Annotated in this window: 16 protein-coding genes; 12 read left to right on the plus strand and 4 right to left on the minus strand. The window is 34.6% G+C overall.

Annotated features, from left to right (window positions below; all coding sequences use genetic code 11):
* Positions 1–143 precede the first annotated feature (143 nt).
* The 4 genes from lpdA to Q5Y73_RS05895 all read left to right on the plus strand — a co-directional run bounded on the left by lpdA (position 144) and on the right by Q5Y73_RS05895 (position 4,990).
* Complete coding sequence (gene lpdA / locus Q5Y73_RS05880) at positions 144–1,571, plus strand: dihydrolipoyl dehydrogenase (protein WP_305990933.1); 1,428 nt, start codon at positions 144–146, stop codon at positions 1,569–1,571.
* An 87-nt stretch (positions 1,572–1,658) separates the two neighbouring features.
* Positions 1,659–2,684, plus strand: a complete 1,026-nt coding sequence (locus Q5Y73_RS05885; protein ID WP_305990934.1) for a thiamine pyrophosphate-dependent dehydrogenase E1 component subunit alpha — start codon at positions 1,659–1,661, stop codon at positions 2,682–2,684.
* Entirely contained in the window at positions 2,681–3,664 is a 984-nt protein-coding gene (locus Q5Y73_RS05890; protein ID WP_305990935.1) for an alpha-ketoacid dehydrogenase subunit beta, read from the plus strand. Before Q5Y73_RS05885 ends, Q5Y73_RS05890 begins: the two co-directional genes overlap by 4 nt.
* 21 nt (positions 3,665–3,685) lie before the next feature.
* Positions 3,686–4,990, plus strand: a complete 1,305-nt coding sequence (locus Q5Y73_RS05895) for a dihydrolipoamide acetyltransferase family protein (RefSeq protein ID WP_305990936.1) — start codon at positions 3,686–3,688, stop codon at positions 4,988–4,990.
* An 87-nt stretch (positions 4,991–5,077) separates the two neighbouring features.
* Here Q5Y73_RS05895 and prli42 read toward each other — a convergent pair whose 3' ends face one another.
* Entirely contained in the window at positions 5,078–5,179 is a 102-nt protein-coding gene (gene prli42 / locus Q5Y73_RS05900; protein ID WP_305990937.1) for a stressosome-associated protein Prli42, read from the minus strand.
* A gap of 111 nt (positions 5,180–5,290) precedes the next feature.
* Here prli42 and Q5Y73_RS05905 point away from each other — a divergent pair, with 111 nt between their 5' ends.
* The 7 genes from Q5Y73_RS05905 to Q5Y73_RS05930 all read left to right on the plus strand — a co-directional run bounded on the left by Q5Y73_RS05905 (position 5,291) and on the right by Q5Y73_RS05930 (position 10,405).
* Positions 5,291–6,421 carry a M20/M25/M40 family metallo-hydrolase gene (locus tag Q5Y73_RS05905; protein ID WP_305990938.1) on the plus strand — a complete coding sequence of 377 codons (1,131 nt, stop codon included), beginning with the start codon at positions 5,291–5,293 and terminating at the stop codon, positions 6,419–6,421.
* A 144-nt stretch (positions 6,422–6,565) separates the two neighbouring features.
* Complete coding sequence (locus Q5Y73_RS05910) at positions 6,566–7,054, plus strand: Kelch repeat-containing protein (RefSeq protein WP_305990939.1); 489 nt, start codon at positions 6,566–6,568, stop codon at positions 7,052–7,054.
* Positions 7,032–7,190, plus strand: coding sequence for a kelch repeat-containing protein (locus tag Q5Y73_RS05915; protein ID WP_305990940.1), 159 nt, complete (start codon positions 7,032–7,034; stop codon positions 7,188–7,190). The genes Q5Y73_RS05910 and Q5Y73_RS05915 overlap by 23 nt, the downstream gene beginning before the upstream one ends.
* The gene (locus Q5Y73_RS05920) at positions 7,160–7,660 is read left to right on the plus strand and encodes a Kelch repeat-containing protein (RefSeq protein ID WP_305991617.1); all 501 of its coding nucleotides are present in this window, start codon (positions 7,160–7,162) and stop codon (positions 7,658–7,660) included. The genes Q5Y73_RS05915 and Q5Y73_RS05920 overlap by 31 nt, the downstream gene beginning before the upstream one ends.
* Positions 7,661–7,698: 38 nt before the next feature.
* Positions 7,699–7,848 (plus strand): stalk domain-containing protein, encoded by a 150-nt coding sequence (locus tag Q5Y73_RS24790; protein WP_371320179.1) that lies wholly within the window; start codon positions 7,699–7,701, stop codon positions 7,846–7,848.
* Between the two features lie 7 nt (positions 7,849–7,855).
* Positions 7,856–8,059, plus strand: a complete 204-nt coding sequence (locus Q5Y73_RS05925; RefSeq protein WP_305990941.1) for a copper amine oxidase N-terminal domain-containing protein — start codon at positions 7,856–7,858, stop codon at positions 8,057–8,059.
* A gap of 588 nt (positions 8,060–8,647) precedes the next feature.
* Positions 8,648–10,405, plus strand: a complete 1,758-nt coding sequence (locus Q5Y73_RS05930) for a Vps62-related protein (protein WP_305990942.1) — start codon at positions 8,648–8,650, stop codon at positions 10,403–10,405.
* 209 nt (positions 10,406–10,614) lie between these two features.
* Here Q5Y73_RS05930 and Q5Y73_RS05935 read toward each other — a convergent pair whose 3' ends face one another.
* Entirely contained in the window at positions 10,615–11,193 is a 579-nt protein-coding gene (locus tag Q5Y73_RS05935) for a helix-turn-helix domain-containing protein (RefSeq protein WP_305990943.1), read from the minus strand.
* A 178-nt stretch (positions 11,194–11,371) separates the two neighbouring features.
* Here Q5Y73_RS05935 and Q5Y73_RS05940 point away from each other — a divergent pair, with 178 nt between their 5' ends.
* Positions 11,372–11,530 (plus strand): hypothetical protein, encoded by a 159-nt coding sequence (locus Q5Y73_RS05940; protein WP_305990944.1) that lies wholly within the window; start codon positions 11,372–11,374, stop codon positions 11,528–11,530.
* A 108-nt stretch (positions 11,531–11,638) separates the two neighbouring features.
* On the opposite strand, the gene Q5Y73_RS05945 is transcribed toward Q5Y73_RS05940, so the two are convergent.
* Together Q5Y73_RS05945 and Q5Y73_RS05950 are read right to left on the minus strand one after the other, a co-directional pair.
* Positions 11,639–13,099 carry a hypothetical protein gene (locus Q5Y73_RS05945; protein WP_305990945.1) on the minus strand — a complete coding sequence of 487 codons (1,461 nt, stop codon included), beginning with the start codon at positions 13,097–13,099 and terminating at the stop codon, positions 11,639–11,641.
* A gap of 165 nt (positions 13,100–13,264) precedes the next feature.
* Positions 13,265–13,555: a hypothetical protein gene (locus tag Q5Y73_RS05950; protein ID WP_305990946.1), complete on the minus strand. Its 291-nt coding sequence runs from the start codon at positions 13,553–13,555 to the stop codon at positions 13,265–13,267.
* Positions 13,556–13,668 lie beyond the last annotated feature (113 nt).

A 13,668-nucleotide genomic window follows, 5' to 3' on the forward strand; every position in this document is an offset into this window, starting at 1 on the left:
AACAAATCATAACATATATTAAGTAACATTGCATGTGATTAGGATCTAGTCATAAAATATTAAAATATTTAACTATATTTCTTATGTTGAAAAAGTTACAATAGAGTCGATTGAATTTTTTTAAACATAGGGGGTATATGATTGTGAGCACTTTAAATTATGATGTTGTTGTACTTGGCGGTGGTACAGGGGGTTATGTGGCTGCTATTAAAGCTGCGCAATTAGGAAAAACCGTTGCTATAGTAGAACGCGAAAAATTAGGAGGAACATGTTTGCATAAGGGATGCATTCCAAGCAAATCTTTTCTTCGCAGTGCTGAAGTATATGCAACTATGAACAACAGCGAAGAATATGGGGTCAGCGCGTCCTCAATTGAGCTACATTTTGAAAAAGTCCAAGACCGTAAAAACAAAATAGTGAATCAACTACATAAAGGTATAGAATTTCTAATGAAAAAAAATAAAATCGATGTATTTTATGGTAATGGACGTGTAATTGGACCTTCTATTTTTTCACCTAGAAGTGGTGCAGTTGCCATAGAATCAGAGATTGAAGAAAATAATAAAACACTTGTACCTAAAAATTTAATCATAGCTACAGGTTCACGCCCACGTGTTTTGCCAAATATAGAAGTTGACGGACATTTTATTCTTACTAGTGACGAAGCTCTTGATATGAATGAACTGCCTAAATCCATGATTATTGTTGGCGGTGGTGTAATTGGTGTTGAGTGGGCCTCTTTATTAAGTGATTTTGGTGTTGATGTGACCATTGTTGAAACAGAAAAAAACATTATTCCTACTGAGGATGAACAAATTTCAAAAGAATTAGAGCGTTTGTTTAAAAAGAGAAAGATAAAGATATTAAAAAATGCAATGTTACTTACAGAAAGTGTAAATACTGAAGAGGGTATTGTTAAAGTCAAAGTGAAACAAAAGGATTCTGAAAAAGAAATATCAGCGGAAAAACTGTTGTTATCCGTGGGAAGACAAGCAAACGTAGAAAACTTGGGGCTTGAAAATACGGACATAAAAGTGGAAAAAGGATTTATTAAAGTAAATCAGTATTTACAAACAACTGAATCTCACATTTATGCTATAGGGGATGTGATTGGTGGCTTGCAGTTAGCTCATGTAGCTAGTCATGAAGGTATATTAGCTGTCGAACATGCAGCAGGTCATGAGGTTCAGCCAATGATGATGCAAAATATTCCCCGTTGTGTATATACTCGTCCAGAGGTAGCCAGTATAGGGTGGACAGAACAACAGGCAAAAGAAAAGGGATTTGATGTGAAAACAGCATCTATCTCCTTTAAAGCGATTGGAAAAGCATTAGTATATGGAAGTAATGATGGATTTGTTAAAGTGATCGCAGATAAAAATACAAACGATATTTTAGGGGTTCATATGATAGGTCCTCATGTAACAGATTATATATCAGAAGCGGGATTAGCCATCGTTTTAAATGCTACACCATGGGAAGTAGGACAAACTATCCATGCTCATCCTACGTTGTCTGAAGCGCTGGGAGAGGCAATGCTTGGAGTGGATGGAAATGCAATTGGAATATAAAATATAAAACTGATATAATGATATAGAGTTAAGTATTAAGACCAGATATTAAATTCTCATTATAATTTTGAGGAGGAGGTTTTCTCCATGATGAATTCAGTCGGTCAATTACACAAACATGAAAAACTGGGTTTAACTGATCAACAGTTTATAGAGATGTATTCCATGATGGTATTAGCAAGGAAATATGATGAGCGTGCTTTGTTATTGCAAAGAGCAGGGAAAATTAATTTTCACGTTTCAGGAATAGGACAAGAAACAGCACAAGTTGCAGCTGCTTTTGCATTAGAAAAGCAAAAGGATTATTTTCTTCCCTATTATAGGGACTATGGATTTGTTTTAGCAGCTGGAATGACTTTAAAAGAACTATTTTTAGCTTTATTTGCTAAAGCTGAGGACCCGACCAGTGGCGGCAGACAAATGCCAGGTCATTTTGGCCATAAAAAACAGCATATTGTTACGGGTTCTAGTCCAGTGACAACACAAGTACCTCATGCGGTTGGATTTGCGCTTGCTGCTAAAATGAAAAAAGAAGATTTTGTCTCTTATGTTTCATTTGGCGAAGGTTCCAGCAACCAGGGAGATTTTCATGAAGGTTGTAATTTTGCAGGGGTTCATAAGCTTCCAGTTATATTCTTTTGTGAAAATAATCAGTATGCGATATCTATTCCATATGATAAACAAGTGGCTTGTGAAAGTATAGCTGATCGCGCACTTGGTTATGGTTTCCCAGGTATTAAAGTAGATGGTAATGATCCACTAGAAGTTTATAAAGCAGTAAGGGAAGCTCGTGAAAGAGCGATAAAAGGAGACGGTCCTACGCTGATAGAAGCTGTTTCATATCGTTTATCACCTCACTCTACTTCTGATAATGATTTGATTTATCGGACAAAAGAAGAAGTAGAAGCACATAAACAAGCAGATGGACTTCCAAGATTTAAACAATATCTAATCGATAGTGGGTTGTGGAGCGAAGAACAAGATCAACAGCTATTAGAAAAAATAAAAGATGAGATAAAAGAAGCGACAAAGTATGCAGAACAAGCTCCTTATCCAAGACCGGAAGAAGCACTAACACATGTATATGCAGATGAAGGAGGCGGACTGAAGTGACTGAATTAAGTTACCTCGATGCTATTCGGACTGCGATGTCTGAGGAAATGCGCAGAGATGACAATGTATTTGTACTTGGTGAGGATGTAGGGGTTAAAGGCGGGGTTTTTACCGCGACTAAAGGGCTTATAGAAGAGTTTGGGGAAGAAAGAGCACTGGATACTCCACTAGCTGAATCTGCTATTGCGGGTGTAGCTATTGGTGCAGCCATGTATGGTATGCGCCCCATAGCAGAAATGCAATATTCAGATTTCATGCTTCCTGCAACGAACCAAATTATAAGTGAAGCTGCCAAGATTAGATATAGATCCAATAATGATTGGGAATGTCCGGTAGTCATTAGAGCTCCTTTTGGAGGAGGAATTTTTGGAGGACTATATCATTCTCAATGCCCTGAATCCATATTTTTTGGGACACCAGGATTAAAAATAGTTGCTCCATCAACTCCATATGATGCAAAAGGGTTATTAAAGGCTGCGATACGTGATCCTGACCCAGTGATCTATTTTGAACATAAAAAATGCTATCAATCTATCATTACACAAGTACCTGATGATGATTTTATAGTACCAATTGGAAAAGCGGATGTAAAAAAAGAAGGTACAGACATTACCGTTATTACTTATGGTTTAACCGTACATTTTGCACTTGAAGCAGCGAAGGAATTAGAGCAAGAGGGAATCAGTGCGCACATATTAGATTTAAGAACTCTTCAACCATTGGATGTAGAAGCAATTTTAGAAGCAACTGCCAAAACAGGTAAAGTGTTAATCATCCATGAGGATAATAAAACAGGTGGGGTTGGCGCCGAAGTTTCAGCAATTATTTCTGAAGAGTTATTGTTTGAACTTGATGCTCCAATTAAAAGATTATGTGGTTATGATGTGCCAGCAATGCCGATAAGTCCAACATTAGAGAAGTTTTATATGCTGAACACGGAAAAAGTAAAGGATGCAATGAAAGAATTAGCATTATTTTAAAAGAAATGAGGTAGTTTTCCTATGATTCAAGAAATCACAATGCCACAGCTTGCGGAAAGCGTGGTTTCTGCAACAATTGTAAAATGGTTAAAAAAACCGGGTGATTTTATTGAAGAATTTGAACCTTTATGTGAAATAATGACTGAAAAAGTGACAGCGGAATTACCTAGTACGGTCGAAGGTTTTTTACAGGAGATTCTCTCAGAAGAAGGAGCAACTGTTGATGTAGGTACAGTCATCTGCAACATCAAAGTAAAACAAGATGAAAGTGAATCTATTGCTCAGGGAGACTCCTCAGTGGCTCCACAGAAAGAAAGCCTTGAAATGAAACATTCAATGTCTGATACAGATCAAAGTATGAGAAATAGGTATTCACCTGCAGTACAACGAATTGCAGCTGAAAATAACATCGATTTAAATCTTGTTTCTGGTACAGGAATTGGTGGTAGAATTACTAGAAAAGATGTAATGAATGTTGTAGAAGATAACGCAGAAGATCATAATGCTTCCATTTCTTCACAGGCTGTGCTAGCACCTGAAAAGAAAGAAGCAGAGGCTGTTAGAACGACAGGGCTGCACTTATCTGAACCGCCAAGATCTACAGTTGAAAAAAATCAAAGAGAAGCAGACAATGAATATTTTATTGATGTTACTCCAGTTAGAAGCTCGATTGCTTCCAACATGAGACATAGTGTAACTGAAATTCCTCATGCATGGACGATGGTTGAGGTGGATGTTACCAATCTGGTGAATTTAAGAAATAAAGTGAAACAAGAATTTATTTCAAAGGAAGGTGTTAACTTAACCTATCTAGCTTTTATCATTAAAGCAGTAGTTAATGCTATTAAGGATTACCCTATCTTAAATTCCGTTTGGGCAGTAAATAAAATCATTGTAAAAAAAGATATTAATATTTCATTAGCTGTAGGTACTGAAGACTCTGTTTATGTTCCAGTAATTAAACATGCGGATCATAAAACGATTGCAGGAATTGCAAAGGAGATAGATTCTCTTACAAAGAAAGCTAGAGCAGGCAAATTAACATTGAATGATATGCAAGACGGCACTTTTACTTTGAATAATACAGGAGCTTTTGGTTCCATTTTATCAAACCCAATTATTAATTATCCGCAGGCTGCAAATTTAACCTTTGAATCTATTGTGAAAAAACCAGTCGTCATTGATGATATGATTGCTGTGCGTTCTATGGTAAATATGTGTTTATCACTAGATCATAGAATTCTCGATGGAGTTATATGTGGTCGATTTTTACAGAGAGTCAAAGAAAATATTGAATCATTTGGACCAGATACGAAATTGTACTAATAGGATCACTGAAACAATAAAAGGGTATCTCGCTAAACGAAGAGATACCCTTTCTACTGAATTATTATATTTTATAATAAGCTGTTATTAAATCGCTAAAAAAGAAATACTAAATAAGATTGTGGATAGCAGCATAGAACCGATCATAATATAAATAATAATCTTAAACCACAATTTATTTTTACCCATACATTTACATCTCCTTTTGTTCATACTAAAATAGTTCTATAATGGTCAACATAAGTGAGTCAAGCTATATAATTATATTGTAACGTATAATACATATCGGAGGGAAGAGTTTTGATACAAGAAAAACGTTTAGTGGATGAATTTATAGAATTGGTACAGGTGGATAGTGAAACTACGTTTGAAAAGGAAATATCTATTGTTTTAAAAGAAAAGTTCTCACAATTGGGATTATCTGTGTTTGAAGATGATGCGGAAGAAAAAACAGAACATGGAGCTGGGAACTTAGTTGCAATTTTAGAAGCAACAGAAGGACAAGAAAACGTAGACCCGATTTATTTTACATGTCATATGGACACTGTAGCTCCAGGTAAGGGAATAAAACCACAAATAGATGATGACGGCTACATTCGTTCTGACGGCACTACGATTCTAGGTAGTGATGACAAAACTGGAATTGCAGTCATGTTCGAAGTCATTCGAGTTTTAAAAGAGGAAAACATTCCTCATGGTAAAATTTCATTTGTAATTACTGTTGGAGAAGAAGCTGGACTTGTTGGTGCCAGTGCATTTGATCCAAAAAACTTGGATGCAACTTTTGGTTATGCATTGGACTCTGATGGAAAAGTTGGGGAAATTTGTGTAGCAGCTCCATTCCAAATGCATGTTGATGTTGTAATTAAAGGAAGAACTGCTCATGCTGGAGTTGCTCCTGAAAAAGGTATCAGCGCAATTCAGGTGGCAAGTAAAGCCATCTCCAGAATGAAGCTAGGTAGAATAGATCCAGAAACATCTGCAAATATCGGAAGCTTTGATGGACGTGGTCCAAGAAATGTAGTGAATGATAAAGTTGTGATTGTAGCAGAAGCTAGAAGTCTTGTGAGAGATAAAATGATCAAGCAAGTGAATGAGATGAGAGAAGCTTTTTATGCTGCTGCTGAGGAACATGGTGCAGAAGTTGAATTTGAAACAGAAGAATTACCTGGATTTTTCTTTGATGAAACAGCATCATTAGTTAAATTGGCAATGAAATCAGCAGAAAAAATTGGTCGTGAATCAAAAACTACACATTCAGGAGGAGCGAGTGATGCAAATATCTTTAATGGCATGGACTTTCCTACTGTAAATTTATCTGTAGGTTATGAAAATATCCATACTACAGAAGAACAGATGCCAATTGAAGAATTAGTAAAAAGTGCTGAGCTTGTACTTCAGATTGTGAAAGATGTAACTGAAGGTGAGTAAAATTTTGTTGTATTCATAAATGAAAATAATCGAACCATCCGTATTTCGGGTGGTTTTTTATTTATTTTAAAACAAAACTTTTTCATGCTTTAATCGTATTAAATTTGAAACATTAATTAACCATTGGTTGGGGGAGTGGATATAGTGGGTAGATCTGATTATTTTATCAAAAAAAGAAATTTAATTTTGCTAGTTTTTGTTATATTTGTGTTTCTTTTTTTTAGTACATCTAGTTTTGCAAATGATACAGATATACAGAACAACATGATGATAGAAGGTAGATGGAAATTTGAAACTGAAGTACTGGGTGGAGAAATATATGTTATTGGTGGTGAGAATAAAGATGGGTCTTTAAACCTTGTAGAAAAGTTTAACCCTATATTAAATCAATGGGAGCAAGTTGCCAACATGAATTCGGCTAGAATTTTACATACAACTTCGGTATTGAATGGAGAAATATATGTACTAGGAGGATATAGCAAGCAATCAACCTATAAATCCATGAATCAGGTAGAAGTATATAATCCAGATACAGATACATGGACAGTAATCACAGAAAAGTCGAGTGTTGTGCACTCTGAAGTAGCAGATGGGGAAATTATATGTTTTTATGAACAAAGCGAATGCTATTGAGGTAGAAGTGTATGATCCGATTTTAAAAACATGGTCAGAAGCTGCTACGATGAATGTAGAACGAGCAGGATTTCAAACAGCAGTCATAAATAAAAGATTTATACAATTGGTGGATATACAACATTTGGTTACTTAGCAGATTACGAAGGCAGTCTTTTTGATACTGTAGAAGTGTATGATCCAACAACAAATACATGGGAGGTAGTTGCTAATTTACATGTAGAAAGAATTGGATTTGAATTAGCTGTACATGAAAATCAAATTTATGTATTTGGGGGAGAGAGTGAAGCTGGTAATGTAAATACTGCAGAAATGTACAATCCTGAAACTAACACATGGATAGAATTAAATGATATGAGTGGGATTCGTGGTGAACCTCATGTGGAAGTATATAATGATGAAATCTATGTGATAGGAAGATCAACGAAAGGAAACCAGACTGTGTTTAACATAGAAAAATACATGATTAAAGAAGATAATTGGACTGAAGTTGTATCATTTGATCAAGAAAGGTATTCATTTCAAACAGAACTATTAAATGGAAAGGCTTATGTGATTGGAGGCCTGAAAGAAGATCAGGTTGGGGAAAAATTCAATATGTACTAGAACCTGCGTTGGAAATCCATCCTTTAAGTACAACAATAGTGATTGATGGAATTCCTCAAAGCTATCTACCCATTGTTAAAGAGGGACATACATATATTCCTCTTCGCAGTATTTTTGAGAGCTTAGGAGCACAAGTTCAGTGGAACACTGAAACAAAAATGATTACTATCATCAGGGGGATGCATTGACATTGTATTGCAGATAAATTCTCAGGATGTATTGATAAATAACACACAATTTACTTTAGATCAATCAGCGGAAATGATGGACGGAACAACGTTTGTGCCATTAAGATTTGTTAGTGAAACGTTAGGAGCAAATGCGAATTATAATCACGAAACTAAAACGATAACCATAACTACGAATATGAATGGAAAAACAGATGATGAAACAAAATAATGAATATACTGCATTGTTTACCTTTAATTCTGATCAGCCTTCTATGAATCTAAATGAAATGTTACTAAGAAAGATGGAGAATAGAAGATTGTAGCCTTAGATTAAATGATCAAATAATTTCCAATAAGTAGGCTAATCAAGCACCTCGATGGTTTGAAATAATAAATAGTTCCTCATAAAAAAACTCATCGATCGGTGAGTTTTCTTTTTCTTTACATACAAAATACAAAAACAATAAAAAATTGATTTCAACTTGAATTTTAAATAACACAACCCCGATATACTTGGAATGTATTAATAATTCTGGTTGAAATTAAATAGATTAAAACAAACGATATTTTTCTAAGTATATTATTCTGGTTGCATCTAACTTCATCATTTTGATTGCAAAAAGGTTAAGCGCTTAATTTTTTAAAATTCTTAGAAAAATATCCTCAAAAAAACAGTGGAGAGAAGAGAGTGATTTGGATTTGCTGAAACAAAAATAAAAAGGAGGATAGAAAAAAGAAACTGATTGGCAGCGTTCTGTTATCAACTTTCATATAAGGACAGGTTGGAATTACCATTATTTCAAGGGAGCTGTTTAATATGATGAATATCCAAAAGTTAAAGTTGGTTATGGTTCTTTTCATTAGTTTTTTATTGGTGATTAGTTTGATGATGACACCTGTACATTCAGCTGAAATTGATCAGTATATTAAAATGCCTAAAAGCACTTGGGAAGGAGACCTAGGCTCTGCAAAATCTTACGTACAAGTACTTGAATATGGAGATTATATTGGGTTGAATTTCAGATTCTTTTATCCATATAACGGAAATATTGGTGGAGCTGGTTTATTTCCAAGTGGAGCTCATGAAGGAGATTGGGAAAGTGTAAAAATTCTTGTGAATAAAAACTCAGATTCAATTGAACAAATTCGTCCTTCTGCTCATGATAATGAACATGGTTGGAAATCCCCAAGTATATTCGAATATGAATCAGGACATCCAGTTATTTATTCTGCTGAACATAGTCACGCTAATTACTGGACTGAAGGTAAACATACGAGATTAAGCGGTTTCGGGAATGATTATACAAGCAAAACTCATCTCTGGGATATTCCTAATGATAACTTTATTATTATAAATGAACAAAATACGCCATGGATGGATTTCCAAGGACGTTGGGGAGCCAGTGGCTCTACTGATGCTCAAGATGATTGTGGGTTTACTTGCCCCAATAGTCCTAGATTCTCTTCTGGTTACAACTGGTTCATAGATGTAACCAATGCAACACAATCTAGTGATATTACGAATCTAGGAGAAGTTGATGTAACCAATGCATATCTCTACGCGAAAGAGTATGCCCCGGTTGTATATTTACAAGTGAATGAACAATATTTCCCATCTACAGTGGAGTGGCTGCTTAAGCAAGCACCACTCAAAGAAAATGGCAGTGTTCTGTTAGATGTAGGTGAATTGAATTCTTGGTCGCTCGTTGGGAAGTCTAGTGAAATTATTCCCTTGGATTTCACTAACTATAATACATCTGCTCAGAGTGAAATTACACCCAAACCAACTGAAGATAAAGATGAAGTTTTTGAATTAAGCGCATTAGGGAGTGACACTAAAGATTATGTGAATAAAACCATTTATATCAATCCACAAGGAAACACCTATACTTTTGGAGTATGGTTGAAAACAACAGATGGGTCAATGAATCAACAAGTATCGCTTCGCTTGAGAAGTCAGGGGAATCTAAATGGAGGCAATGGAGATCATGATTTTCTGGTTACCTTTAATGTAACAAATGAATGGACATATTATAGCGTATCTGAAACGTTCGATGAAGCTGCAGATTGGATCAGGACTACGATTTATCCAGTAGGGTATCAAAATAGTATCGGTAATGTTTTGGCTTCGAAGCCTTTAATAGTACAAGATATGGATTTTACTAGCTTCAATCCATCAGACTTTAGTGAAATTACTCCAACATCAGATGTAGATAAAGAAAGTTCCTTTGAATTAAGCGCACTAGGAATTGATACGACTGACTATATGAACAGAACTTTTTATATCAACCCGGATGGTAAAACGTTCACATTTGGTGTTTGGCTGAAAACACTAAATGGATCTACTAATCAAACTGTATCACTTCGACTAAGGAGTCAGGGTAATCAAAATGGGGGTAATGGTGATAATGACCAGCTGGTTACCTTTGATGTAACAGATGTGTGGGCGTATTATACCGTAACAGAGAGGTTTGATGTATCAGCAAATTGGATCAGAACTACGATTTATCCAAATGGAAAGCAAAATGGTACTGGAAGTATCTTGGCTTCGGAACCTGTACTATCTCTAGAGTAGTTGAACAATACACTGGCGTATAAAAATGAATATAAACACCATATAAGAAACCCAAAAGGTAAGAGCCTTTTGGTTTCTATTTTTGCTCTCGACTTAAATATTAACAAACAATAAATGAGAGAGACTATGTTAAATGAAAGTAGTGACATCGGCAGTCTCTTGTCACTACTTTTTGTTTATATTTTATTTTATGAAGAGCGATACAAATGTCACGTTATGTTTTGATAACTAATCGTAAAATGCAGTTCTGCTAATTCGGAACCTGAATTTATATATTTATGTAAACTATCTGCGTTAAAGCAAATTGAGTCATGTTTTTGTAAAACATAGGTAGCTCCGTTGACTTCAAGGTTTAATGCTCCAGACATTACGGTTACATATTCAACAACACCTGTAGAGTGAGCTTCTGATTCATATTCAGAAAAGGGCTTCAAGTACCCTCTGTATAATTCAAATGACTGAGCGTTATTATTAAACATATGTTCAACTATAAATACTTTATCAGGACTATTGAGTTGAATACTATCCTTTTTACGGGAAATTTGAACTTCAGACTCCAAGTAAAACAAACTTGTTAAAGGAACGGATAAACCGCTAGCTATTTTCCATAGCACTGATAAAGTAGGGTTTGCTTCTCCTCGCTCTATTTTCCCAAGTGTTAATTTACTTACTCCAATCTGATTAGCCAACCCCTCCATACTTAAACCTTTTGTAGATCTTATCTGTCTTAATTTTAATCCAACTCGTTTTCCGATTTGTTCTTGATCCTGTGGTATTCCAGAATTCATGTTATCCACACTTCCCTTAAAGTATAAAGAATATATTTTAATTATATAAAAATACATTTTAATATACAAATCAGAATCTATATGATATGATCAAGCAGTTCATTGATATATTTTAATTTGTTTATGGTGGAGCAAGCTAGTTTATGAGTTGAATATGTTTGCAGCAGGTTAGGTTTTTTTGAAATCATACTTGATGCATTCGTCATTAAGAGGAAAACCTTGGATTGGTTTCATTGGGGGAGTTACAGCAGCAGCTCTTGTTTTGTTCAGGGTAAACATACTGTTCGTGATATTAGGTGCAGTAATAATCGTGATTTTATTAAAATCATTCATGTGAAACAGGAGGGGGATGCCCTCCTGTTTCACTTCAATATTTATAAAAATTATGATGAAGATTGCTATTTAGTGAATTTCTTTCGTATAGGGAGGGGGATGATCAAGATTATTAATCCTTGTCTTTACCTTTTTCCTTATTTTTATCTTTATCTTTTCCATGTCCCTTACCATTATCTTTGTCTTCATTTATTTCATCTTTGATTTCATCTTTTGTTTTACCTTCGTAATCAATACCATTTTCAACAGCTTTTTTGATCCAGCCTTCACTTAATTGACTATTTTCAGATTTTACCTCTTCGATTTCTTCAAATATTTCTTCTTTAGATAAATCTTCAATATCAATACCTAAATCTAGTGCTTTTTTCTGCCATCCATACAAATGGTCTTCATCTGTACCTTCTTCTTTTTCATCATTATGCTCATGCTCTTCATGTTTTTCTTCAAAATATTCTTTGATTTCTTCACGGATTTCTTCGTTTGATTTATCTTCAGTGTCAATTCCTAAAAACTCTGCGAAGTTCAGTAAACCTTCTTCTGAGAATTCAAAATCATGATCGTCTCTTACTTCATGAATGGCCTCACGGATTTCTTCAAGGGTTAAACCTTCAACATCAATACCAAGCAGCTCTGCAATCGTCTCTAACTGATCAGAGATTTCTGTCATGTGATTTAATTTGTATTCTCTAATTTCTTCAAGAATTTCTTCTTTAGATAAATCCTCAGTATCAATACCTAAATTTTCTGCAATAACAACTAATTCTTCAAGTGTTAATTGTAGTTGTGATTCTTTATAATTTTTGATTTTTTCTTTTATTTCTTCAATGGATAGATCCTCAATATCTAGGCCTAAATCTTTAGCGATTTTAGCAAAGTATTCTTCTTGGGCTACTTTGATCGCTTCACGAATTTCTTCTAATGTTTTATCTTCCGTATCAATGTCAAAAAGTTCAGCGATCTGCTCCAAGCTTTCTCTTGACAGCTCTAGAAAATGCTCTTTTTGATAATCTTTGATCGCTTCACGAATTTGTTCTTTTGTTTTGTCTTCGATATCAATGCCTAAGCGTTCTGCAATGGCTTCTAACTCAGCTAAAGAAAGATCTTCAAATTGTTCTTTGATAACCTCTTTAATTTCCTCTCTAATTTGCTCCATTGTTTTGTCCTCGATATCAATGTCTAGTCGTTCTGCAATGGTTTCTAACTCCTCCAAAGACAACTGCTCATATTTCTCTTTTATTACACTTCTAATTTCTTCGCGCAATTCTTTTCTACTTTTATCTTCCGTATCAATGTCTAATCCTTCAGCAATGACTTTTAATTCTGAAAGAGAAAGATTATCAAATTTCTCTGTTACCGCTTCTTGAATCTCTTCTCGTAAATCTTCGCTGGATTTATCTTCTGTATCTATACCAAATCGCTCAGCGATTTCCTCCAAATGCTCTTCGTCTATCATCTGATAGATGTTTGTTCGTTCTGTGTTTGTTTCATGGGCGCTGGCTATGCCTATTACACCGGCGCTTCCACCTCCAATTAATAGTGCGGATAATGCTACTGTGCTTATAACTTTTTTCATTTCTGCTCACTCCTGATGTATGTATTTTTTTTGTTGCAAACTCTTATACTTCTATTATAAAAAACCTATCTAAACGATAGATTAAGTTAACCTTAAGATAACATTAAATAAATTTCAGTTATATACATATCACAATGAATGATATCATTAAAGAAGAGACATGGATCAAATAGCTCCTTCCATGTCTCTTTTTTTTATGTTGTTTTGTTTTATCCACTGATTCCATTCTTCTTTAATCATTTCTACTGATTTCCCGCTAAAGTTAAAGCCTAATTGGGATGCATAACTATAAATCAATTCTTTATGTGTTTTTTCACATTTAATCAATTCAGTGTGTTCTGTAATATATTTATTATTTTCTATGACTGGTGAATTTTGATTATGTTTATCTTCATCTGTTGCTATGTTTGTTCCTTTTAATAAAGTTGACAATGCTACGGCTGCAAATAGTTTCATATGAATCATCTCCATGTGTAGGTTATTTATTAGTTTAATCATAAAGGCAATAGATTAAGAAAGTCTTAAGGAAATGTAAAAGATTCATAAAAACCGTACTTGAAATGATGATA

The organism is Chengkuizengella axinellae (genome assembly GCF_030730905.1).
In the GTDB taxonomy this organism is placed as follows: Bacteria; Bacillota; Bacilli; order Paenibacillales; family KCTC-33759; genus Chengkuizengella; species Chengkuizengella axinellae.

Bases quoted from the DNA above. Each gene is read 5' to 3' on its own strand.
- Q5Y73_RS05930 (WP_305990942.1), top strand. From the start codon at position 8,648: ATGATGAATATCCAAAAGTTAAAGTTGGTTATGGTTCTTTTCATTAGT.
- Q5Y73_RS05950 (WP_305990946.1), bottom strand. From the start codon at position 13,555: ATGAAACTATTTGCAGCCGTAGCATTGTCAACTTTATTAAAAGGAACA.
- prli42 (WP_305990937.1), bottom strand. From the start codon at position 5,179: ATGGGTAAAAATAAATTGTGGTTTAAGATTATTATTTATATTATGATC.
- Q5Y73_RS05885 (WP_305990934.1), top strand. From the start codon at position 1,659: ATGATGAATTCAGTCGGTCAATTACACAAACATGAAAAACTGGGTTTA.
- Q5Y73_RS05915 (WP_305990940.1), top strand. From the start codon at position 7,032: ATGAACAAAGCGAATGCTATTGAGGTAGAAGTGTATGATCCGATTTTA.
- Q5Y73_RS05935 (WP_305990943.1), bottom strand. From the start codon at position 11,193: ATGAATTCTGGAATACCACAGGATCAAGAACAAATCGGAAAACGAGTT.
- Q5Y73_RS05945 (WP_305990945.1), bottom strand. From the start codon at position 13,099: ATGAAAAAAGTTATAAGCACAGTAGCATTATCCGCACTATTAATTGGA.
- Q5Y73_RS05895 (WP_305990936.1), top strand. From the start codon at position 3,686: ATGATTCAAGAAATCACAATGCCACAGCTTGCGGAAAGCGTGGTTTCT.